The organism is Mycobacterium sp. NGS15 (assembly GCF_059813245.1).
Genome location: NZ_JCALEF010000004.1, coordinates 237,988 through 260,522 on the forward strand (window position 1 = coordinate 237,988; position 22,535 = coordinate 260,522).

Annotated in this window: 24 protein-coding genes; 15 read left to right on the forward strand and 9 right to left on the reverse strand. The window is 64.7% G+C overall.

Going from position 1 to position 22,535, the window contains the following annotated elements:
- Positions 1-10: 10 nt before the first annotated feature.
- Entirely contained in the window at positions 11-661 is a 651-nt protein-coding gene (gene upp, locus AC5Y5C_RS12230; RefSeq protein ID WP_499972409.1) for a uracil phosphoribosyltransferase, read from the reverse strand.
- Between the two features lie 293 nt (positions 662-954).
- On the opposite strand from upp, the gene AC5Y5C_RS12235 reads away from it, so the two are divergent.
- From AC5Y5C_RS12235 to AC5Y5C_RS12250, 4 genes are read left to right on the forward strand one after another with little or no spacing between them, the layout of a single operon-like run.
- Entirely contained in the window at positions 955-1,281 is a 327-nt protein-coding gene (locus AC5Y5C_RS12235; protein ID WP_134081579.1) for a hypothetical protein, read from the forward strand.
- Positions 1,282-1,283: 2 nt separating this feature from the next.
- Positions 1,284-2,636: a C40 family peptidase gene (locus AC5Y5C_RS12240; protein WP_499972411.1), complete on the forward strand. Its 1,353-nt coding sequence runs from the start codon at positions 1,284-1,286 to the stop codon at positions 2,634-2,636.
- Positions 2,611-2,964, forward strand: a complete 354-nt coding sequence (locus AC5Y5C_RS12245) for a hypothetical protein (protein WP_208861724.1) — start codon at positions 2,611-2,613, stop codon at positions 2,962-2,964. Before AC5Y5C_RS12240 ends, AC5Y5C_RS12245 begins: the two co-directional genes overlap by 26 nt.
- On the forward strand, positions 2,964-3,305 hold the full coding sequence (locus AC5Y5C_RS12250; protein ID WP_499972412.1) for a YbaB/EbfC family nucleoid-associated protein: 342 nt from the start codon (positions 2,964-2,966) through the stop codon (positions 3,303-3,305). The genes AC5Y5C_RS12245 and AC5Y5C_RS12250 overlap by 1 nt, the downstream gene beginning before the upstream one ends.
- A 12-nt stretch (positions 3,306-3,317) precedes the next feature.
- Here the strand turns inward: AC5Y5C_RS12250 and AC5Y5C_RS12255 are convergent, their stop codons facing one another.
- Complete coding sequence (locus tag AC5Y5C_RS12255) at positions 3,318-4,061, reverse strand: FkbM family methyltransferase (protein ID WP_499973166.1); 744 nt, start codon at positions 4,059-4,061, stop codon at positions 3,318-3,320.
- Positions 4,062-4,437: 376 nt separating this feature from the next.
- Between AC5Y5C_RS12255 and AC5Y5C_RS12260 the strand changes: the two genes are divergently transcribed.
- The 3 genes from AC5Y5C_RS12260 to AC5Y5C_RS12270 all read left to right on the forward strand — a co-directional run bounded on the left by AC5Y5C_RS12260 (position 4,438) and on the right by AC5Y5C_RS12270 (position 7,912).
- Positions 4,438-5,427: a GAF domain-containing protein gene (locus tag AC5Y5C_RS12260; protein ID WP_499972415.1), complete on the forward strand. Its 990-nt coding sequence runs from the start codon at positions 4,438-4,440 to the stop codon at positions 5,425-5,427.
- Between the two features lie 62 nt (positions 5,428-5,489).
- Positions 5,490-6,488 (forward strand): PAS domain-containing protein, encoded by a 999-nt coding sequence (locus tag AC5Y5C_RS12265; RefSeq protein WP_499972417.1) that lies wholly within the window; start codon positions 5,490-5,492, stop codon positions 6,486-6,488.
- A 95-nt stretch (positions 6,489-6,583) separates the two neighbouring features.
- Positions 6,584-7,912: a SatS C-terminal domain-containing protein gene (locus tag AC5Y5C_RS12270; RefSeq protein WP_499972421.1), complete on the forward strand. Its 1,329-nt coding sequence runs from the start codon at positions 6,584-6,586 to the stop codon at positions 7,910-7,912.
- 28 nt (positions 7,913-7,940) lie between these two features.
- Here AC5Y5C_RS12270 and AC5Y5C_RS12275 read toward each other — a convergent pair whose 3' ends face one another.
- The 3 genes from AC5Y5C_RS12275 to AC5Y5C_RS12285 are packed head-to-tail and all read right to left on the reverse strand — an operon-like array spanning position 7,941 to position 10,725.
- A complete protein-coding gene (locus tag AC5Y5C_RS12275) occupies positions 7,941-9,029 on the reverse strand; it encodes an adenosine deaminase (protein ID WP_499972425.1) in 1,089 nt (362 codons plus the stop codon).
- Positions 9,026-10,327: a thymidine phosphorylase gene (locus AC5Y5C_RS12280; RefSeq protein WP_499972428.1), complete on the reverse strand. Its 1,302-nt coding sequence runs from the start codon at positions 10,325-10,327 to the stop codon at positions 9,026-9,028. The genes AC5Y5C_RS12275 and AC5Y5C_RS12280 overlap by 4 nt, the downstream gene beginning before the upstream one ends.
- On the reverse strand, positions 10,327-10,725 hold the full coding sequence (locus AC5Y5C_RS12285) for a cytidine deaminase (RefSeq protein WP_499972430.1): 399 nt from the start codon (positions 10,723-10,725) through the stop codon (positions 10,327-10,329). The genes AC5Y5C_RS12280 and AC5Y5C_RS12285 overlap by 1 nt, the downstream gene beginning before the upstream one ends.
- Positions 10,726-11,068: 343 nt before the next feature.
- Here AC5Y5C_RS12285 and sdhC point away from each other — a divergent pair, with 343 nt between their 5' ends.
- From sdhC to AC5Y5C_RS12310, 5 genes are all read left to right on the forward strand, one after another.
- Positions 11,069-11,407: a succinate dehydrogenase, cytochrome b556 subunit gene (gene sdhC, locus AC5Y5C_RS12290; RefSeq protein WP_499973168.1), complete on the forward strand. Its 339-nt coding sequence runs from the start codon at positions 11,069-11,071 to the stop codon at positions 11,405-11,407.
- A 71-nt stretch (positions 11,408-11,478) separates the two neighbouring features.
- On the forward strand, positions 11,479-11,898 hold the full coding sequence (locus AC5Y5C_RS12295) for a succinate dehydrogenase hydrophobic membrane anchor subunit (protein ID WP_499973169.1): 420 nt from the start codon (positions 11,479-11,481) through the stop codon (positions 11,896-11,898).
- Positions 11,899-11,923: 25 nt separating this feature from the next.
- Positions 11,924-13,678 (forward strand): succinate dehydrogenase flavoprotein subunit, encoded by a 1,755-nt coding sequence (gene sdhA / locus AC5Y5C_RS12300; protein WP_499973171.1) that lies wholly within the window; start codon positions 11,924-11,926, stop codon positions 13,676-13,678.
- A 1-nt stretch (position 13,679) separates the two neighbouring features.
- On the forward strand, positions 13,680-14,462 hold the full coding sequence (locus tag AC5Y5C_RS12305; protein WP_499972432.1) for a succinate dehydrogenase iron-sulfur subunit: 783 nt from the start codon (positions 13,680-13,682) through the stop codon (positions 14,460-14,462).
- 59 nt (positions 14,463-14,521) lie between these two features.
- Positions 14,522-15,133, forward strand: a complete 612-nt coding sequence (locus AC5Y5C_RS12310) for a carboxymuconolactone decarboxylase family protein (protein ID WP_499972433.1) — start codon at positions 14,522-14,524, stop codon at positions 15,131-15,133.
- Here the strand turns inward: AC5Y5C_RS12310 and AC5Y5C_RS12315 are convergent.
- Positions 15,130-16,050 carry a sigma-70 family RNA polymerase sigma factor gene (locus AC5Y5C_RS12315; RefSeq protein ID WP_499972434.1) on the reverse strand — a complete coding sequence of 307 codons (921 nt, stop codon included), beginning with the start codon at positions 16,048-16,050 and terminating at the stop codon, positions 15,130-15,132. The two genes, AC5Y5C_RS12310 and AC5Y5C_RS12315, sit on opposite strands and share 4 nt — an antisense overlap.
- A 33-nt stretch (positions 16,051-16,083) precedes the next feature.
- On the opposite strand from AC5Y5C_RS12315, the gene AC5Y5C_RS12320 reads away from it, so the two are divergent.
- On the forward strand, positions 16,084-17,094 hold the full coding sequence (locus AC5Y5C_RS12320) for an SMP-30/gluconolactonase/LRE family protein (protein WP_499972436.1): 1,011 nt from the start codon (positions 16,084-16,086) through the stop codon (positions 17,092-17,094).
- Positions 17,095-17,170: 76 nt separating this feature from the next.
- A complete protein-coding gene (locus tag AC5Y5C_RS12325) occupies positions 17,171-18,457 on the forward strand; it encodes a D-alanyl-D-alanine carboxypeptidase family protein (RefSeq protein ID WP_499972438.1) in 1,287 nt (428 codons plus the stop codon).
- A gap of 3 nt (positions 18,458-18,460) precedes the next feature.
- On the opposite strand, the gene yhjD is transcribed toward AC5Y5C_RS12325, so the two are convergent.
- The 3 genes from yhjD to AC5Y5C_RS12340 form a co-directional block, all read right to left on the reverse strand.
- Complete coding sequence (gene yhjD / locus AC5Y5C_RS12330) at positions 18,461-19,492, reverse strand: inner membrane protein YhjD (protein WP_499972440.1); 1,032 nt, start codon at positions 19,490-19,492, stop codon at positions 18,461-18,463.
- Between the two features lie 26 nt (positions 19,493-19,518).
- Entirely contained in the window at positions 19,519-20,553 is a 1,035-nt protein-coding gene (gene trpS / locus AC5Y5C_RS12335; protein ID WP_499972442.1) for a tryptophan--tRNA ligase, read from the reverse strand.
- Positions 20,554-20,616: 63 nt separating this feature from the next.
- Entirely contained in the window at positions 20,617-21,426 is an 810-nt protein-coding gene (locus AC5Y5C_RS12340; protein WP_499972443.1) for an exodeoxyribonuclease III, read from the reverse strand.
- A 179-nt stretch (positions 21,427-21,605) separates the two neighbouring features.
- On the opposite strand from AC5Y5C_RS12340, the gene ephH reads away from it, so the two are divergent.
- Complete coding sequence (gene ephH, locus AC5Y5C_RS12345; RefSeq protein WP_499972446.1) at positions 21,606-22,484, forward strand: epoxide hydrolase EphH; 879 nt, start codon at positions 21,606-21,608, stop codon at positions 22,482-22,484.
- Positions 22,485-22,535 lie beyond the last annotated feature (51 nt).

Genomic DNA, 22,535 nt, shown 5'->3' on the forward strand with positions numbered 1-22,535 from the left:
CTCGGCCCGATTATCTGGGACCGAACTGACGATCGCCCGCATCGCCCAGGCCGGGAACGATGTATGCGGCTTCGTTGAGACCCTCGTCGATCGCGGCCGTGAAAAGTCGTGCGGACTCGATTCCCCGTGATGGGCCATAGCGCGCAACGCCCTGCCGAACAGCCTCGACCCCCTGCGGCGCCGCAACCACGCACAGCATCGTCACGTCGGTAGCACCGCGGGAATGCAACAGATCGAGCGTATGGACCATCGACCCGCCGGTCGCGAGCATCGGGTCCAAGACGAACACCGGTTGCGCCGACAAATCGGCCGGAAGAGATTCCAGATATGGGGTGGGTTGCAGGGTCTCCTCGTCGCGTGCCATACCGACGAATCCGACTCGCGCCTCGGGGATGAGGGCGTGGGCCTGATCCACCATGCCCAGACCCGCCCGCAGAACCGGAACCAGCAACGGAGGATTGGCCAAACGGAAACCCGCCGTCACGGCCACCGGTGTGCGCACGGCGGCGGATTCCACTGGTGCCGTGCGGGTCGCTTCATAGACGAGCATCAGAGTCAGATCCCGCAATGCAGCGCGGAACGCCGCGTTGTCCGTGCCGGCATCGCGAAGGGTGGTCAACCGGGCCGCGGCAAGCGGGTGCTCGACTACGTGCACATGCATGCTCCAGACCCTAGAACAGCAAGCTTCGATCCCGCCGACTCCGCAGGCGGGAAGCGTGTGACGGGCATCACTTTCGGTGGGGTACGACCCTGCACCTCTATATCGTTCCTGGCAAAGCCGAGCCAGCTATGCTGAGCAGGTAATACGACGGGGTGGCCACGTTGCCAAAAAATCTTTCAAAAAAGTTTCAGAAAGATGGAACCGAATCGCGACTACCCCCGTCGTATCCAAGTACAAGGCAGAAACTGCCCGAAATCAGGCGGGTAGCCGACCACCGAAGAGATGGAGGGGACATGGCAGACGGATTAGCAGCCGACACAGACATTCTGCGTGGCGTTGGCGGAGTTCAGATGGGGATGGGCGGAACGCTCGCGGCGGTGGGCACCGCAGTCAGCATTTTTCCGGTCGCCGCGCTGGCTCCGATTTTCGGTCCGATTGGCGCGCACTACCTGGGCGCATTCGCCATGACTTCCGCCAAGCAAGGGATGGACGTCGGCCAGCTCGCGATGGGTGTCACCGAATCCGGTGTGACCACCAATGTGGCCAGCAAGGGCTACGACGATGACGACGACAACATCGGCCAGAACATCAGCGCCACCGTCGACGGAATCGGGGCGTAACCATGGTTGAGACACGGCCAATCCCGTCCGAGCGTCTCGCGGAGGCGACGAACACCAACTACCCGAGCTTCGAGAACAACCCCTTCTCGGCGAACCTGATCAGCAACGCCATGGATATGGCAGGAACCGTCGGTAACGGCCAGTTCAAAGAGGGCCAGGACCCCAGCAAGATGCTGGAGGGTGGCATGCAGGTCATGCAACAGGTGATGCAACAGGGCATGCAGGCGGGAAGCCAGCTCATCGGCTCCTTCGCCGGTGCGGCAGCCCAGGCTCTGGGGCAGTTCGCCGGCATGGCCGGCCAGGCGCTGAGCAGCATGGCCACCCGCAGCGGCGCCATGGGCGCCAATGTGGGACAGGCATCCGATTCGACCGCGCGGGCCAGCACCCTGATCACCGAGGCCCTCCAGGAGTTTCAGCACACGTCCGAGATTCTGACACCGCTGATCGGCCTCTTCCCTCCCGCTGCCGCGGAATTAGCGGAGGCCGCCAGCCGATGCACAGCGCGTGTCGCCGAGCACACCGCGCAGCTTGAAGGAGAGCTAGGCGCGCAGGCCGGTGAACTGGGAGGTATGGCGAGTGCCGACATGGGCAATCCCTCGACGCCCGCATCCGGCAGCGTCCAGCCCGCCATGTCGGCCATGCAGGGTGGCCTCCAGGCCGGGACTCAGGCGATGTCCGGCGTCGCGAGCGGCGTCACCCAGACCATGAGCTCGATGGGTCAGGGGCTCGGCCAGATCCCGCAGGCTCTGACCGGCCTGCTCGGCGGTGCCGGTGGTGGCAGCGGTGCGAGTAGCGCGCTGGGTGGCGCCAACATGAGCGGTATCGCCGCCGGTGCGCTCGCCAACCCGTTCGGCGGTGGCAGCGGCCATGCGTCCTCCACCGCAGGCAGCACCAGCAGTGGATTGGGCGGCGCGAACGCCAATGCGGCCAAGATGCTCCTCGACCCGCGCAGCATGGGCAAGGGTGCGCAGCTGTTCCTCCCCGACGGCAGCACCAGCCAGGCTCCGAACGCCGCCGCGGCAGAGGCCGTGCGCAAGGCGCTCAGCCAGGTGGGCGTGCCCTACGAGTGGGGTGGCACCAAGCCCGGCGTCGGCCTGGACTGCAGTGGCCTGACCCAGTGGGCATACGGACAATCCGGCGTCGACATCCCCCGGCTCGCTCAGGAGCAGGGCGTCGGCATCCGGATCGACCAAGGATCGGTCATGCCCGGCGATCTGGCGGTGTGGGATGGCCACGTCGCCATGGTGATCGGCAACGGCATGATGGTCGAGGCCGGTGACCCGGTACAGATCTCCCCGATCCGTACCACCAACGCCGGGCAGGGATTCCATGGATTCTACCGACCCACTTCCTAGTTCAGGAGTGCCGCGGCCCGAGCCGCGTGCGAGCATCGATATGACCAATCGTGCTCGCACGCTGCGGGTCAAGGTGTCCGAATTCGGTCTGCCGCTTGAGGTTCAAGTCGAGCCAGACCTGCTCAATCGCGGCGCGTCGGCACTGGCACGGGAGATCTTGAACCTGTGTGAACTCGGTGCCGCGCGCTGCGGAGCGGCCCGCCGCGAAGAGCTTGCCGAAACCGGAATCCCGGATTACATCCTGGACAAGCTCGGTCTGGCGACACCCGCCCAGGTCGCCGACCTCGAACTGCGCCAATCCGACGATCAGATGGAACGGAGATCCTGATGACGGAGCCAGACCTCAACTTCTTCAAGGCGCTAGAACAGCAGTACCAGGAGACCATGACGAAGGCTCGCGCCGGCGGCCATATCCTGAACAGTGCAGTCGACGAGCTCAAAGACCTTCGCGGATGGGCACGTTCGGCGCAGGGCCATGTGGAGGCGGAAGCCGACGGCAACGGTGCGCTGACCAACCTTCGACTCGACGACTCGGTCACCAAACTGTCTCCGAAGATTGTCGGACAGATCGTTGTGGCCACCGCCGCGGCGGCAGCGGGCCAGGCCTTCGACCATCGTGAGCGGGTCTTCGCTCAGCTGATGGTCGATTTGAAGAACCCACAGCCGTAGCCGATTTCGGGCCTACAGCCCCGCCCGGTCTCGGTGTGAATCGGTAAGAAACACCGTGTTCTTGGCTGCGCGCCAATCTTGATGGAGCTGGCCGTCGCGATATGCGTACGGTTTCAACCCCGCCGGTTCCAGCAGCGACACCACTTCGTCAGAAGGCGTCTCGATGATCATCACCGGTTGTGAAGCGGTGATCGTGGCGAGCCCACCACGAATCACCGCGGCCTCCATCCCCTGCACGTCTATCTTTATCACCTGAGGATCCAGGCCGAAATCATCCAACCGGCGAACCTGAACCGGATGGCGTTCGATCGTCAGTTTTGATTCGTCGAATCCCGCCATGGTGCCGGGGTTGAGCCAACCACGCGCCTCCGCCTCATCGAGAGAGGCCAGGCCGTCGTAGACGAAGTTGCGGTATCGAGGAACGAACAGTTCAAAGGTGCCGTCTGCGTCCGAGAGCCCGCAGGCATGAATGCGCACGGTGCTGCTCTCATATCGGCGCCTAAGCCGCTGAGCTAGAACGGCATTGGGCTCAAAACTCACGATCCTGTATGGCGACGCCGTGCGCTGCAGCGCGCAAATGCTCTGACCCCAGTTGCCTCCGATGTCGACCGCCTCCGATAGCGGACCTAGCCGGCTCAGGAGGTGGAATTCGGGATCAATGCGCCACCCGAGTAGCCGGGTGCCCATGTTGTATGCGCCGAATTTGAGCGGCCGGAGAAACGGCAAATAGGTTTGCGCCAATCTCAGCGCTGGCATGCCCACCTGGGCAGACTAGTCGAACCATCATGCTGCGCCAGGCCGATCATCGGGCGCCCGATTCAGCGCCGTGAAGTGGCATCTGGATATCTAGGGTCGCCGTCACACCTACCGACCCCTCGTGTCTGCACCGGTAGGTGCTCGCGGCGACCAAGAGATGAGCTTGTTTGCGACCAAGTAGCCGTCAGACATAGCGCATCCACGCTGCGGGCACGGCCCGAAGAGACAGGGTCCGCACTTAGCCCGCCGATCGCGGGAGCCAGCAGAAAATATCGCGTCTGACCTGCCCCGCGCAACCTTTTCGGAATACTCGCCGCATTGCTCCACACGGGGCGCTGATCGATTGCCACGGTTGCTCCGCTGATAACATCCGGAGGTGGCACGCGAGTGGCTTCTCTTGGAAACACTCGGTGACGAGCCAACCGTCATCGCCTCCGGCAGTCAGCCGCGGAACATGGTTCCTCTCAGCGCATTTCTGCGACGTAATCGAAATCTTGGTCTGATTCGCCGCATCATCACCGCGGTAATAAAGGCAAATAGGCCCGCCAGCGTCGGCCCACCCGAATCGGATTCGATCATCGACATTCGTCCGGTCGCCATGCCCGACGGTCGGGTGCATGGCGTATGGCTGTGGACGGGATCCACACCCCCACCCGCCGCTCCCCCTGCCGAAGGCGGGGCGGTAGTGCTCAACGCCGATACCGGCGCCCTGCGCATGAGCGACGGTGCGGCCCTGGCCATGGGAATGGCCGCCACCGAGCCGCATGCCGAAATCAGCATGCCCGAGCTCTACCGCTATCTGGCGCCGAACCCCGGCGAGACGGACGTCCTGGGGCTCATCGTGACCGCGACGGAAGGCATGACCTACAGCGCCACGTGGCCCGGTGTGGACAGCGACGGCAATCCCACGCTGTGCCATTTCGCAAGCCGATTGGTTCTGGAACCCAACAACGAGGGTGTCCCCGAGCGTCTGGGGCGAGCGATCAACCTGCGCGTCGGCCGGCCGGCACCGCCGGTTCCGCTGCTCGAACAACAGGTCCTTGAGGCCACCGCCGAGCCCGGCGCCTATCGCGCGCTAGTCATGATCGCTTCACGGAAACTGATCAAATGGATCGATCCGCCTGCACCGGAATGGCATTGGGAGTTCGATCCGCTGGGTCGCCCCAAGATCCACCCGGACGACGAAGCGAATCTGAACTTCATGATCGACAATGCCGTATTCGGTGCTACCGAGGCCGTCATCCGGTTCCGCTGCCACGATGACAGCTGGGAGTCGCTGCACTGCTCGACCAATCTGGTCACGTTGAGCGAAGACGCGACCGTTGCACTGATCACCCATCGGCGCCGGCCGGTAAAGCCTCTCTAATCCCCTCGATCTGAAGACAGATCAGCATCCGACAGTTCGCCCGAAATTGCTAACATCCGGGCATGTCGCGCGATTGGATGCTGCTAGAGACCCTGAGCGAGGAGCCTACGGTCATAGCCATCGGATTGCAGGCCCGCAACATGACGCCGCTCGAGTCGATATTGGGCCGAAACCGGCACCGCCCATTGATCGAGGCGACCATCACCGAATGCCGGCGCACGGGCGAACCGGCGGTGGCCCTCACCCCGGCACGGGACCGTGTGGTGCGCGTGCATCCGATATCCATGGGGCAGGGAAATGTCCACGGTGTCCAGTTGTGGTTTGGGCCGGCAGACCTCGAGCCGCCGCGACGGCCCGTCGCCGGGGCGTGCCTGGGCGATTTGGACACATCGGTCACAACGCTCACCGTGGAGTATTTCGATGTGATGGGTTTCGACCCGCGCCACAGGTCCGAGAAACAGGCCATCGCCGAAGGCCTGGCACCCGTACTACCAAGCCCGCACAACGCCCAACTGATGGCGAATGTTGTGAACCCCGAACTTGAGGTGACCTTTTGCGGAACATGCCTGGCCGCCGACTACCGAGGAAACATCCTCCAAGTCCACTACGCCGGACGAGCATCCAAGGAAATCAATGCCGCAGGAGCTGTGGAGCGCATCAACAGGATCGTCTGCACCAGGGTGCAGAACAGCCCCGCCGGACCGCGGGTGGGACTGGCACAGCAGATCCTGGATGCGGTCGCAGTCCCCGGGGTGTATCGACTGCTGATCAATATCGACACCTTCGCCGTCCTCAAGTGGATCGACAAGCCATACCCCGGCCTGGCATGGCGCTACGACCCCGATCAGCCCGACAGCATCCATCCCGAGGACGCGGCCGTAGCGCGAGACATGCGGGAGGAGCTTCAGGCGGGATCGACGGCCGGGGTGCTCCGAATGCGGGCCGTCTCCGGCGAATGGCTGCGGCTACACGCCTCTGCCACGAAATTCGCATTGCGTGACAACGCTTTTGCGGCCCTTGTCACCCTGACGGCCGCGCCGGCGGCGGGTGCCGAATCCTAGAATGCCGGGGCGTGGGCGGCCATCGTCGCCATGCGTGCGCCGGTTCTCGCGGTGGGTCTTTCGCTCAACGCAGCCGTTCTGGCTAGGCTTGCCGCATGGCTGCTGACATCGTTCCCATCGAACTCGGGCTCACAGAAGGTGACGTGGTCACCCTGTGGGCCCCGCGGTGGCGCGACGCCGGGGACGAGTGGGAGGCGTTTCTCGGCAAGGACGACGATCTGTACGTGTTCGAATCGGTGGCCGATCTGGTGGCCTTCGTGCGGACCGACAACGACAACGATCTGGTCGATCACCCGGCGTGGTCAACGCTGGGCGCGCTGTCGGCCGACGAGCTCGAGCCCGACGACGACAATCGCTTCGACCTGATCGGCGTGCCGGAGCTGGTAGCCGACAAGCCGAGCGAGGATGCCGTCGATACACTGCGCGCGACGCTGGCGATCGTGGCCTCCATCGGTGCGGTCTGCGAGCTGGCACCCATCAACAAGCTCATCAATGGCAACCCGGTGCTGAGCACGCTGTCGGGCGGAGCCGAAAGCTTCACGGGCAAGGACGGATTGAAGCGGTGGAACCAGATCGGTGCCATCGTCGGCAAGTCCTGGGACTCGGTGGTCGACGCCATCGACGAGATCGCCGCCACACCGGATGTGGATGAAGAGCTCTCCGCAGCCGCGGATGCCGAGCTGCTCGCTGCCGCGGAGAATGCCGTCGACAACGACGACCTCGAGGATGACGACCTGGATCTGCTCGAGGAGGAGTCCGACTCGGATACCGAGAGCTCCGACAGTGACGCCAATGACACCGACACCGCTGACGAGGACGAGTCAGCCGACGAAGACGACGAGGACGGCGCAGACGACGACCCGGTCCTCGGCGGTGACGAGGACTTCTGGCTGGCGGTCGGCATCGACCCGATCCAGATGATCACCAACTCGGGAACGTTCTATACGCTGCGCTGCTACCTCAACGACGATCCGATCTTCTTGGGGCGCAACGGAAGAATCAGCGTGTTCGGTTCCGAGCGCGCATTGGCCCGCTATCTCGCCGACGAGCACGATCACGATCTGGCCGACCTGAGCACCTACGACGACATCCGCACCGCTGCCACCGATGGCTCGCTGCGGATCGACATCACCGACGACAACATCTACGTGTTCACCGGGCTCGCCGATGACCTGGAAGACGGCCTCGACGAGGTGGACCGGGATCAGCTCGAGCTGGCGGTGGAGCTGCTGACCGATGTCGCCGAATACTCCGAGGACGACAGCGTCGACGCCGAACTGGACAGCGACACCCCCCTGGGCAAGCTGGTGGGGCATCTGCTCGAACCCGATAAGCACGACGAGCCAAAGGGCGGATTCGCAGACGCGGCCGAGAGCTGGCGGACGCTGGAGCGTGCGATGGAAGCGCGGCTGCGCCGCGAGTGATGCGCGCCCAGCCCGGCTACCGCAGCGGCTAACCGATCAGGACCGCGTAGCCGGGCTTGATCACGTCATCGATGAGCGCCAACCGTTCATCGAACGGGATGAAGGCTGATTTCATCGCGTTGATGGTGAATCGCTGAAGGTCGCTCCAGCCGTATCCGAACGTCTCGACGAGCCGCAGCATCTCGCGGCTCATCGAGGTATCGCTCATCAGCCGGTTGTCGGTGTTCACGGTCACCCGGAATCGCAACCGCGCCAGCAGGTCGAAAGGGTGATCGGCGATGCTGTCGACCGCTCCCGTCTGCACATTCGAGCTCGGGCACAGCTCCAAGGGCACCCGCGTGTCGCGCAGCAGCGAGGACAGTCTGCCGAGATGGGCCGTGCCATCGGGGTCGATGTCAATATCGTCGACGATGCGCACCCCATGGCCCAGCCGGTCGGCGCCACAGAAAGCGATCGCCTCGTGGATCGAAGGCAATCCGAATCCCTCACCAGCATGGATGGTGAACCGGGCGTTGGCATTCCGCATGTATTCGAAGGCGTCCAGGTGGCGACTCGGCGGATAACCGGCCTCGGCTCCGGCAATATCGAACCCCACGGCGCCGCGGTCGCGGAACTTCACGGCCAGCTCGGCGATCTCCCGCGACCGTGCGGCGTGCCGCATCGCGGTGACCAGGGTGCGCACCTTGATGCTCTTACCGGCCGCACTCGCCCGCCGCTCCCCGTCGGCGAATCCGGCCAGCACGGCATCCATCACGTCATCGAGGGTCAGACCCGCGTCGATGTGAAGTTCCGGCGCGAAGCGCACCTCCGCGTACACCACGCCATCGGCCGCGAGGTCCTCGACGCACTCGGCGGCGACGCGATGCAGCGCCGCCGCCGTCTGCATCACACCCACGGTGTGTGCGAAGGTCTCCAGATACTGCTCCAGGGAGCCGCTGTCGGCGGCGGTACGGAACCACGAAGCCAGGGCGCTCTCGTCCTCGGCCGGCAGGTTCTCGTACCCGGATTCGCGGGCCAGCTCGAGGACGGTGCCGGGTCGCAGCCCGCCGTCCAAATGATCATGCAGAAGCGCCTTGGGAGCCTGGGTGATTGACACCAAATCAAGTTCGGCCGTCACACCGGAAGTCTATCGATGACAAGCGCAGTAGCGGGGGGCGCCGCACCGATACCCCATCCACCGTCCAGGGCGTCGAGTGCGGCCGGCAGGCGTTCGGCGGTGTCTGTATACAGCGTGAACAGCGGTTCGCCTGCGATAACCGATTCACCCGCGCGTCGGTGAATACGCACACCGGCGCCGTATTGCACGGTCTCCCCCGGCCGGCTGCGCCCGGCCCCGAGCCGCCACGCGGCGAGCCCGACCGGCATCGCATCGATATGGTGCATGACACCGCTGGACGGAGCGAGCACGGTCTCCTGGCACTGCCCGACCGGCAGCGGCACCGAGAGATCACCGCCTTGTGCGCGGATCATCGCCCGGAACACGTCCATCGCGGTGCCGTCGATCAACGTCGCGGCCGGGTCCTTGCCGTCGATGCCGGCTGCGGTAAGCATCTCGCGGGCCAGCGCGACAGTGAGTGCGACAACGTCATCGGGCCCTCCCCCGGCCAGCACGTCGAGTGATTCCTGCACCTCGACAGCGTTTCCGGCGGTGAGCCCCAGCGGCGTATCCATCGCGGTCAGCAGAGCGCTGGTGGCGACGCCGTGCGCGGTGCCCAGATCAACCATCGCCGAAGCCAATTCACGCGCCTGCTGCTCGGACTTCATGAATGCGCCCGCGCCCACCTTGACATCCAGGACCAGCGCAGCGGTTCCCTCGGCCAGCTTCTTACTCATGATCGACCCGGCGATAAGCGGTATCGATTCCACCGTGCCGGTGATATCGCGCAGCGCGTACAGCTTTCGGTCGGCGGGCGCCAACGATGCCCCTGCGGCACAGATCACCGCTCCGACATCGGAAAGCTGGTGACGTATCTCCGCATTGGTGAGGTCGACGCGGATGCCCGCGATGGACTCAAGCTTGTCCAGGGTGCCGCCGGTGTGCCCGAGACCGCGGCCGGACAGCTGAGGCACCGCCGCCCCGCAGGCGGCCACGACCGCGACCAGCGGCAGGCTGATCTTGTCCCCCACGCCTCCGGTGGAGTGCTTGTCGACGGTCGGCCGGGACAAGCCCGACAGATCGAGCCGCTCACCGGAGGCCAATATCGCCGCTGTCCATGCCGTCGTCTCGGCGGTGTCCATACCGCGCAGATAGATCGCCATCAGGAGGGCCGCGACCTGCTCCTCGCCGATGCCGCCGCGGGTGTACTCGCCGATCAGCCAGTCGATGGCTCCCGGACTCAGTGCCCCGCCGTCGCGCTTGGCGGCGATGATCGACGGCATATCGAACGCGTATGCGCCCGGCCGCGGAGTGCTCATCAGATCCGGCCCCGGCCCAGGTCATCGGGGCCGAAGGCCTCCGGAAGGAGCTCCGCAAGTCGTCGTGGCGCATCCGCGCGATCAATCAGCAGGTCGGGGCCGCCGTGTTCGAGAAGTAGCTGACGGCATCGTCCGCACGGCATCAGCGGCTCGCCGCGCGAATCGACGCAGGACAGCGCCAGTAGCCGACCTCCACCAGTGGAGAAGAGGGCACAGACCACAGAACACTCCGCACAGAGACCGAGGCCATATGAGACATTCTCCACATTGCAGCCGACGATCACCCGCCCGTCGTCGACGAGCGCGGCGGCGCCCACCGGATATTTCGAATACGGCGCATATGCATGCTTAGTTATTGCATACGCCTTGTCCCGCAAGTCTTTCCAGTCGATCAACATGATCGGGAAACCTCTCTGTCGACCCCGTGAGAGTCGCGTCCGCTCATCATTTGCTCGTGCAAGGTTTACCTAACTTACTTTGGAGTACGGTGCATTTCGGCGCTTTTTCACACTCACGCGATTTCGGCGCCACCTCGGGATGGGTTTAGAGTTCGGAAGACGGTTCGCCGACCACCGTTGGGCCATCGGTTGCGCGTCATGGACGCCCCCATTTACCGCGCCGTTTGGCCCCAGTCCACCATTGGTGTTGGAGGCCCACGTGACGACTGCGACGCCCGATACGGCCACATCTGGCCGCGAAGGTAATCGCCTCAAGCGATCGCTATACCGTGGTGATCCAGGAATGTGGTCCTGGGTCCTGCATCGCATTACCGGTGCCACGATTTTCTTCTTCCTCTTCGTCCACGTCCTGGATACCGCCCTGGTACGGGTGAGCCCCGAGACGTACAACGCGGTGATCGAGACCTACAAGACCCCAATTGTCGGGCTGATGGAACTCGGCCTGGTAGCGGCGGTTCTGTACCACGCGCTCAATGGTGTCCGAGTCATCCTCGTCGATTTCTGGTCCAAGGGCCCGCGTTATCAACGGCTCATGCTGTGGATCATCGGCGCCACCTGGTTTGTGGTGATGGTTCCCGCGGTAACCCGGATTCTCATGCACATGGCGGAGCGTTTCCTATGAGTTCTCCCAAGACAACGGCACAGACCGGCCCCAATGCGAGCACTCGCGCCAGCGGTCGCCCCGCTCCCGTGATGGAGCGCAGCTACGACCGCCCTGCCGCACTGGACAATCCACGTGCGCCCCGGCGCCCGTCGGGCATGCCCAACTTCGAGAAGTACGCGTGGATCTTCATGCGACTGTCGGGCGTCGTCCTGATCTTCCTGGCACTCGGCCACCTGTTCATCATGCTGATGTGGGACAACGGCGTGTACCGCCTGGACTTCAACTTCGTGGCACAGCGCTGGGCGAGCCCGTTCTGGCAGACCTGGGATCTGACGATGCTGTGGCTGGCTCAGCTGCACGGCGGTAATGGCATGCGCACGATCATCGCCGACTACACCCGCAAGGATTCGACCCGGTTCTGGCTCAATTGCCTGCTGGCGCTGTCGATCATCTTCACGGTGGTGCTCGGTACGTACGTCCTGCTGACATTCAACCCGAACATCGGTTAGGGGCTTTTTCACTATGGGTTCCCCCATCATTCAGGAACATCGGTACGACGTCGTCATCGTCGGCGCGGGCGGTGCGGGTATGCGTGCCGCCGTGGAGGCCGGACCTCGCGTTCGGACGGCGGTGTTGACCAAGCTGTATCCGACACGTAGTCACACCGGCGCCGCCCAGGGCGGCATGTGCGCCGCGCTGGCCAATGTCGAGGAAGACAACTGGGAGTGGCACACCTTCGACACCGTCAAGGGCGGCGACTACCTCGCCGACCAGGACGCCGTGGAGATCATGTGCAAGGAAGCCATCGACGCCGTCCTCGACCTCGAGAAGATGGGTATGCCGTTCAACCGGACACCCCAGGGTCGAATCGACCAGCGCCGCTTCGGTGGTCACACTCGCGACCACGGTAAGGCGCCGGTGCGCCGGGCCTGCTACGCCGCGGACCGTACCGGGCACATGATCCTGCAGACGCTGTACCAAAACTGCGTCAAGCACGATGTCGAGTTCTTCAACGAGTTCTACGCACTGGATGTCGTGCTCACCGAGACACCCAATGGCCCGGTGGCCACCGGCATCGTCGCCTACGAGCTCGCCACCGGCGACATTCACGTGTTCCACGCCAAGGCAATCGTTTTCGCCACCGGCGGTTCGGGCCGGATGTACAAGACCACCTCCAACGCGCACACCCTGACCGGCGACGGTCTGGGTATCGTGTTCCGCAAGGGACTTCCGTTGGAGGACATGGAGTTCCACCAGTTCCACCCGACAGGCCTTGCGGGTCTCGGCATTCTGATCTCCGAGGCCGTGCGCGGCGAGGGCGGTCGGCTGCTCAACGCCGACGGTGAACGATTCATGGAGCGCTACGCACCCACCATCGTCGACTTGGCACCTCGCGACATCGTCGCGCGGTCAATGGTCCTCGAGGTTCTTGAGGGCCGCGGCGCCGGACCGAACAAGGACTATGTCTACATCGACGTGCGTCACCTCGGTGCCGACGTACTGGAAGCGAAGCTGCCGGACATCACCGAGTTCGCCCGCACGTACCTGGGCGTCGACCCCGTCACCGAACTGGTGCCGGTGTACCCCACTTGTCACTATGTGATGGGCGGCATCCCGACCAACATCAAGGGACAGGTGTTGCGGGACAACGACAATGTCGTCCCCGGTCTGTATGCGGCCGGCGAGTGCGCCTGCGTCTCGGTGCATGGCGCCAACCGGCTGGGCACCAACTCGCTGTTGGACATCAATGTGTTCGGTCGGCGAGCGGGTATTGCCGCGGCCGAATACGCCGAAGCCCACGACTTCATCGAACTGCCGGAGAACCCCGCGACGATGGTCACCGACTGGGTGGCGGACGTCCTGTCCGAGCACGGCGACGAGCGGGTGGCCGACATCCGCACCGAGCTGCAGCAATCGATGGACAACAACGCGGCGGTGTTCCGCACCGAAGAAACTCTCAAGCAGGCGTTGCAGGACATCCACCGCCTCAAGGAGCGATACAGCCGAATCACGGTGCACGACAAGGGTAAGCGCTACAACAGCGATCTCCTCGAGGCCATCGAGCTGGGCTTCCTGCTCGAACTCGCCGAGGTGACCGTGGTCGGCGCGCTCAATCGCAAGGAATCCCGCGGCGGACACGCCCGCGAGGACTACCCGAACCGCGACGACACCAACTACATGCGACACACCATGGCTTATAAGGAAGGTGCTGACTTACTCTCTGACATCCGGCTGGACTACAAGCCCGTCGTCCAGACCCGGTACGAGCCGATGGAACGGAAGTACTGACATGACTGCAGTCATCGAGAAAGCCGAAGCGGGCGATCCACCACTGCCGCCGGTCCCCGAGGGCGCGGTCATGGTGGAGCTCAAGATTGCGCGCTTCAACCCGGAAGACCCGGACGCCGCGGGCTGGCAGAGCTTCCGCGTGCCATGCCTGTCGACGGACCGGCTGCTGAACCTGCTGCTGTACGTCAAGGGCTACCTGGACGGCACGCTGACCTTCCGCCGCTCCTGCGCTCATGGCGTGTGCGGTTCGGATGCCATGCGGATCAACGGTGTCAACCGGCTGGCCTGCAAGGTTCTGATGCGGGACCTGCTGCCCAAGAACCCCAAGAAGACGCTGACCATCACCATCGAGCCGATCCGCGGTCTTCCCGTGGAGAAGGACCTCGTGGTCAACATGGAGCCCTTCTTCGACGCATTCCGTGCCGTGAAGCCGTACATGATCACCAGCGGCAACCAGCCGACACGCGAGTACATCCAGAGCCAGACAGACCGTGCGCGCTTCGATGACACCACCAAGTGCATCCTGTGTGCCTGCTGCACCACCAGCTGCCCGGTGTTCTGGAACGACGGAAGCTACTTCGGTCCCGCGGCGATCGTCAACGCGCACCGGTTCATCTTCGACAGCCGCGACGAGGCTGCCGCCGAACGTCTGGACATCCTCAACGACGTCGACGGAGTGTGGCGCTGCCGCACCACGTTCAACTGCACGGACGCATGCCCGCGCGGTATCGAAGTCACCAAGGCGATCCAGGAAGTCAAGCGCGCGCTGATGTTCGCGCGCTAGCCGATCGATCTTCTACCCGCCGCCTGTCACACATCTGCGGGCTGTCTCGTCATACGGGTATGACTGCAACACCACGCAAAACGACACGTATCGAGCCCATTGCCCCGCAGCAGGCCTCCCTGCTCACCCGCATCATGTACCGGGTCGCCAAGCGGCGATACGGCCAGGTGCCCGAACCGTTTACGGTGATCGCCCACCACCGCAAGCTGATGGTCGCGGCCGCAATGCACGAGCAGATGCTGGGCAGCGCATCGCGCGTGCTGCCGGTGAGCGTCCGTGAGCTCGCGGTGTTCTGGACCGCCCGCACGGTCGGTTGCTCATGGTGCGTCGATTTCGGCTCCATGCTGCAGCGGCTCGACGGGCTGGATGTCGAGCGCCTCAAGGCCATCGAGGGATACGCGACTTCTCCGCTATTCACCGGCGACGAGCGCGCCGCCATCGCCTACGCCGACGCGATGACCGGCAATCCGCACGACATCACCGACGAACAGGTCGAGGACCTCAGACGACGGTTCGGCGACGCCGGAGTGATCGAGCTGACCTATCAGATCGGCGTCGAGAACATGCGCGCCCGCACCTACGCGGCCCTCGGGATCACCGAGCAGGGCTTCAACTCCGGTGATGCCTGCCGGGTTCCGTGGGCAACTTCCCAGGGCTCGCCGGACGCCTAGCCGCTACGCAGCGGCGTGCCGGTGAACTTGTCGGGATTGCTCACATCCCAGACTGCCAGCACCTTGCCGTCCTGCACGGTGTAGCCGCTGACACGGGGCAGCACCGGCCAATAGGCGGAGTCGGTGGCCTCACCTACCGGAGTCTCGGTCAGGTACATGCCGAACTGTCCATTCACCAATGCCGGATTGATGGCCTGCGTCATGTGAGGGCCGTACCGGTCCAGCAGCCCGAGCAGGAAACGCGCCACCTTATCGGGGCCACGGATGACCCGTACCGCGGTAGGCGCCTTTCCATCCGAATCTCCCGTCATCGTCACATCCGGGTGCAGCAGCTGGACAACAGCTTCCACGTTGCCTGACATGAGGGCCTCGAGCAGCCTGCCGACCACCTCGTTGTGCTCGGCATCGGGCACCGGCTGCGGGGCTGCGGTCACCACCCGACGCGCCCGCGTGGCCAGTTGACGCGCGGCCGCGTCGCTGATGCCGAGAATCTCAGCAATCTGCTTGAACGGCACCGAGAATCCGTCGTGCAAGACAAACGCAATGCGCTGATCGGGCGCCAGGCGGTCCAGCACCACCATCGCCGCAAAGCGCGCGTCCTCACTGGCCACCAGCGCGGTCAGCGGATCATTGCCGTCCAGGCCGGTAACCACCGGCTCCGGAAGCCACTCCCCCACATAGGTTTCCCTGCGATAGACGGCAGATCGCAGCCGGTCCAGCCCGAGCCGGGAAACCACGGTGGTCAGCCACGCCTGCAGATCCTCGATCTCGACGGTCGCGGAGTGCAGGCGCAGCCAGGCGTCCTGGACGATATCCTCGGCGTCGGCGACACTGCCGGTGAGCCGATAGGCCACCGCCTGCAGTCGCGGGCGCAGCGCCTCGAATTCGTCGGTGTGATCACGAACCGGAACTGCCACCACTTCAGCCTAGGCCTGCAATAGGGTGAGCCCATGGCCAAGCCGTCGATAGATCCCGTCCGCTGGCAGCCGCCCGGAGTGCGGGCACTATCCCTCAACCCGCAACCCCTGCCGCCACTGACGGTCGTACCGGTCCCCGGTCACGGCCCCGAGGATGTCGTGGCCGACGCCTCGGGAAACATCTGGGCGGGTGTGGTGGACGGAAAGATCCTCCGCATCTCACCCGACGGTGCCGAGATCACGCATGTCGCAACCACCGAGCACCCACCACTGGGCCTGCATATCGCACGCGATGGACGCGTGTTGATATGCAGCCGCGACAAGCTACTGGCACTCGACCCGGCCTCCGGAGATATCGAGCCACTGGTCACCAAGGTTGACGGACCGCCACTGATCTTCTGCTCGAATGTCACCGAATCATCTGATGGAACAATCTATTTCAGCGAGTCGACGGCGCGATTCCCGTTCGAGGAGTACCGGGCGGCGGCTATCGAGGGACGAGGAACCGGCCGGGTCTTCCGCCGAGACACAGACGGAACCATCACCACGATCGCCGACGGCCTGTATTTCACCAACGGCGTCACCCTGACCGCCGACGAGTCCCGGTTGGTGTACGCCGAGACCATCGGGCGCCGCCTGAGCACAATCGCTCTCTCCGGTACCGCGCAGGGACAGACCTCACGGCTCGCCGAGGAATTGCCGTGCATGCCGGACAACATCAGCACGGGCGCCGACGGCCGGATCTGGGTGGCGATGGCGGGGCCGCGCAATGCCGCCCTGGAAGCACTGGTGCCGCGCGCACCGATACTGCGGAAACTCGTTTGGCAACTACCCGAATCAATTCAGCCGGCCGTCACCGCCGATGCCTGGGTGGTCGCGTTCGATCCGGACACCGGAGCACCAGTAGCGAACGTCCGCGGTCGTAACCCGGGCCTTCAGACCACCACAGGTGTCGTCGAATCCGGCGGCCGGCTCTGGTTGGGCTGCATCGGATCATCGGCCGTCGGTCACTTCAGCCTGGCCGATATCGCACCATCCGGATAGCTGGCCGATAAGTCACATCCGACACAGGCGTAACATCCCCCAGTTCAGGGTGCCGTTCACTTACTGTGGCAAGGCGATGACCACCTGGATTCCTGCGCCCGACCGCCGCCTGTCGCTGCGGGCAGCCGCGATGCGCCTCGCCGCGGCCACCGCCGCCGGGCTGATCGTCACCGCCCTCCCCTTGGCCGCACCGCTCGCCGCTGCCGAGCCCGGATTCACGCCGCCGGATACCAGCGGGTGCCCCTACAAGGTCGTCACGCCTCCGGCAGTCGACACCTCGGAAGTTCCCAAGGCCGGCGGAGATCCGCCCGCACCGCTCCCGGTTCCTGCCAAGCCCATCGGCGGCGAGATGCTCGGGCGCTGCGATGTGATCACCCCCGACGGGGCCGGACCCGTCCCCAACGACGTTTCCGCGGAATCCTGGCTTATCGCCGACCTGAACACCGGAAATATAGTGGCCGCCAAGGACCCCCACGCCCGGCACCGGCCCGCCAGCGTCATCAAGGTGCTGGTCGCGATGGACGCCATCAACAACCTGAACCTCAACCAGGCGGTAGTGGGCACCCAGGACGACGCCAACAGCGAGGGCACCAGGGTCGGCGTCGACGTCGGCGGCACGTACACGGTCCGGCAACTGCTCACCGGTCTGCTCATGAACTCGGGCAACGATGCCGCACATGCGCTGTCCGTCCAGCTCGGCGGAATGGACGAGACCGTCACCAAGCTCAACGACATGGCGCAGAAACTCGGCGCACGAGACACCCGGGTGGCCACCCCCTCGGGTCTCGATGGTCCCGGCATGAGCACCTCGGCCTACGATCTGGGGCTGTTCTACAAGTACGCGTTCGCCGACCCCACCTTTGCCGATTTGGTGTCGGCTCCGAAGGCGACCTTCCCCGGCCACCCCGCCAAACCCGGTGAACACGACGACCATCCGTCCTACGAGATGACGAACGACAACCGGCTGCTCTACAACTACCCCGGTGCACTCGGCGGGAAGACCGGATACACCGACGATGCGCAGCAGACCTTCGTCGGCGCCGCCGAGCGCGACGGCCGCCGATTGGTCGTCACCATGCTGCGCGGTACCCGTCTTCCGATTGCACCGTGGGAGCAGGCAGCCCATCTGCTCGACTATGGGTTCTCGACCCCGCGCGATGCCTCGATCGGCAAGCTCGTCGATCCCGACCCGTCGCTGCTGACCAAACCGCATGCCGATAACGCGGCCACTCCGCAGGCGGCCGGCCTCAACGCCGACGCGGTGAACAGTGTCCCTGTTCGGGTTGGCGTCACCATCATCGGCGCGATGATCGTCTTCGGACTGATCCTCGCGGCCAGGTCACTCAACCGCCGCCAGGCCTAGCCCCTAGTCGCCGCCGCGGCCCAGCCACGAAATACCCAGCGCACCAAGAGCTCCAGCCCCAAAAGCAGCGAGGACCCCCAGCTTCGAGGGCCGCTCAATGGTCTCGACCCGCGTGGTGATGACCACGGGCTCGGGCGGTGGCACATAGACAAATGACCGGTTCGCGTCGGACGTGGCTGCCCACGCGGTGGCATACAGCAGCAGGCGGGCCGTGATGTACGCGAACACCATGATGCCCAGCACCGGACCAAACGTGGAGCCCGCCGGGCCATGCATGATCACGCTCAGATAGATCGAAGCGACCTGTTTGAACAGCTCGAAACCGATCGCCGCGATGAGTCCGGCCCGGGCCGAACTCGAGAACGGCAGCCGCTCCCGCGGCAACCGCGCGATCATCCAGGTGAACAGCGCCCACGACAGGACGGTCGCGATCGCGATGGTGACGACTTTGAGCAGGACCGCCGGCACCGAGACGTCATGCAGCCCCACCCAGCCGAGTATTCGCAGGATGGTTTTCTCGTTACCGACGACGGTGACCGCAATGGTGAGGGCGAGCGCCACGAACGTCGAGCCCAATGCCACCAAGTCCGACAACTTGCCCCGCACGAATCCGTCGGAGTCGTTGGGCTGCTCCCACATGGCGCTGAGTGCCGCGCGCACATTGGCCATCCATCCCAGCCCGGCCCAGGCCGCGGTCGCAAGACCAGCGATACCCAGGCTCGTACGCGAGGCAATGGCCGTATCCATCAGATTGATTAGCTGGTTGCCCACCTCGCCGGAGATCGCTCCGCTGATCCGGCCACGTAGCTCCGCAATCGTGTCCGGCCGTCTGGACAACACGAAGCCCATGACCGCAAAGCCGACCATCATGAGAGGGAACAGCGCAAAGACCGTGAAATACGTGATTCCCGCGGCGTAGAAGTTGCCGTCTACCTTCTGGTAGCGCTCCTGCATGCGCATGACGTGGTCGAACCAGGGAAACCGTGCACGATAGCGGTCGAGGATTCCAGGCTTGTCCGAATCGTCCGTGGCCATCACCGATCTACCACCTCTGCTGTTCGCTACCTAGCGGGCCGGACAAACCCTATCCGGTCATAGACCTCAGTGAGCGTCTTCTCCGCCAGCTCCCTGGCGCGCGCCGCACCCGCCGCCAGGATGTCGTCAAGCGCCGCGGTATCGGTGAGCAGCTCATTCGTACGGTCACGCACCGGTGTGACGAACTCGACAAGCGCCTCGGCCGTGTCCTTTTTCAGATCGCCGTAGCCTCGCCCTGCGTAGCCGTCGACGAGCGTGCCGATATCGGCGCCGGTGAGTGCCGACTGGATGCTCAGCAGGTTCGAGACACCCGGCTTGGCTTCCCTGTCGAAACGAATCTCCCGGTCGCTGTCCGTCTGCGCCGACTTGATCTTCTTGGCCGAGACCGCCGGAGCGTCGAGCAGGTTGATCAACCCGGCGGGGGTCGAGGCTGACTTGCTCATCTTCACCGTCGGGTCCTGCAGGTCGTAAATCCGCGCCGCATTCTTCGGCACGAAGGTCTCCGGCAGCACGAACGTCTCGCCGTAGCGACCGTTGAACCGCTGCGCCACATCACGAGTCAGTTCGAGGTGCTGACGCTGATCATCGCCCACCGGCACCACATTCGTTTGGTACAGCAGGATGTCGGCGGCCATCAACACGGGATAGGTGAACAGGCCGACGGTGGTGGCGTCGTTGCCCTGTTTGGCGGACTTGTCCTTGAACTGCGTCATCCGCGACGCTTCGCCGTAGCCCGTCAAACACCCCAGCACCCAAGCTAGTTCGGTATGCGCCGGGACATGGCTCTGCACGAAGATGGCACTCTCGGCGGGGTCGACGCCAAGCGCTACGTACTGGGCGACCACGGCGCGGGTACGTCGTCGCAGTTCGTCGGGATCCTGCGCCACCGTGATCGCGTGCAGGTCCACGACGCAGAAGAGCGCCTCGTACTCATGCTGCAACCGAACCCACTGCTGCACCGCGCCCAACACGTTGCCGAGGTGAAGGGAATCGGCGGTGGGTTGGATACCGGAGAACAGGCGTCCCCGGATGGCGGCATCAGCAGTCCTGTCGGCAGTCATAGTGCATCCATCCTGGCATGACCGGTCAATGCGATTCTTGCAGCCGCTGTGCGCGCGTGACGCTTATCGGTACTCGACCGTCACCGGCGCGTGGTCGGACCAGCGCAGTGCGTAGGCATCCGCGCGCTCGACCCGCGCCGAGTGCGCACGTCGCCCCAGATCGGGAGTGGCAAGGTGATAGTCGATGCGCCAGCCCGCGTCATTGTCGAAGGCCTTACCCCGCCACGACCACCAGCTATACGGTCCGTCGACTTCGGGATGTAGCAGCCGGAAACTGTCGACCCACCCGGCCTCCAATAGCGAGCCAACCCATGCCCGCTCCTGCGGCAGGAAGCCCGCCTTCTTCTGGTTTGCCTTCCACGCCTTGATGTCTCGTTCGGTGTGCCCGATGTTCCAATCACCGCAGATCACCACGTCGCGTCCACTGCCCGCCAGCGTGGCCATTCTGGTACCCACCGCCGCCATGAAGCGCTCCTTCTCCTCCTGGCGCTCGGTGCCCGCTTCTCCGGTGGGCAGGTAGATGCTCGCCACCGTGAGATCGCCGATCTGGGCCTCCAGGTACCGGCCGGCCTCGTCGAACTCGCCGCCGTCGGCGTCCAGCGTGGCCTTGGTGGAGGCGGCCGGGACTCGGCTGAGGATGCCCACGCCGTTGCGTCCCTTCACGCTCGACGAGGCATTCACCACGTGCCACCCCGCGGCGAGCGCCGGAGCCAGCGCCTCCTGCAGTTGCTCGTCCTCCGCACGCACCTCCTGCAGGCACACGATGTCGGCGGTCGTCTGCTCCAGCCAGGGCAGCAGCCCCCGGTTCTCCGCGGATCGCTCCTTGACTGCGGCACGAATGCCATTGACGTTGATGGTGGTGACGGTGATCATCGGTCGCCGACGATAGTCGAGTGGTCTGACAGTGATGAGCCGCTGGGGCGAAGAACAACCAACCCTGATGAGCCGCTGGGGCGAAGAACAACCAACCGTGATGAGCACCACCGGACACGGTAGTTTGACGCAATAGACAGTAATGTCAACGCAGACGTTGGCGCACTAGGAGGACCCGCATGCTGGAAGCCATTTTGTCGAAGCCGTCGAGCAGGCGGGCGCCCATCGAGATGGGTGAGGGCGAGCCGGTCCTGCTGCTGCATCCGTTCATGCTGTCGCAGTCGGTGTGGGAGACCGTGGCCGAGCAGCTCGCCGATGCCGGGTATGAGGTGTTCGCACCCACCTACCCCGGACACAACGGCGGCGGACCGATGCCCCCGCTACCTCCGTTGTCGCAGCGCTCGGTCGACGTGTACCTGGATCAGGTCGAACAGATCATGGACCAGAAAGGCTGGGAAACAGCGCATCTGGTGGGCAACTCGCTGGGTGGCTGGATCGCCCTGGGTCTGGCATTGCGTGGCCGCGCCCGCAGTGTCACGGCCATCGCGCCGGCAGGTGGCTGGACAAAGTACTCGCCTCTGAAGGCGGAGATCGTGGTGAAGTTCGCGGCCATGCTCCCCTGGCTGGCGTTCTCCCGGCTGTTGGGCCGCCGCGCCGCGGGCCTGCCGTTCGTCAAGTTCGCCACCGCTCGCACCCTGTGTGGAGAGACCGAGGCGCTGAGCCTGCCGGACTTCCACAGCATCTTCGAGGACATCACGCACTGCCCGGCCTACTTCGCGTCGCTGACGTCCATCCTGCCGGCGCCGGGCCTGCAGAACCTGAACACCATCTCGGTACCGGCACAGCTGGTGCTGTGTGAGAAGGACGAGATCGTGCCCCCGGGCCGTTTCGGGAAGCTCATCTCTCAGGGCCTGCCCGCCGATGCACGACGGATCACCCTGGCGGGCATGGGGCACGTGCCCATGCTCGAGGCGCCCGGTCAGGTCACCGAGGTCATCACCGACCTGATCGACCCGCTGGTGGCCGCCAAGCGCAGCGCTGCCTCCGACGTCGGATAGGCATGTCGCCGGGCGTGAACCTGGGCGGGGGATTCGGCTGATTCGCCGCCC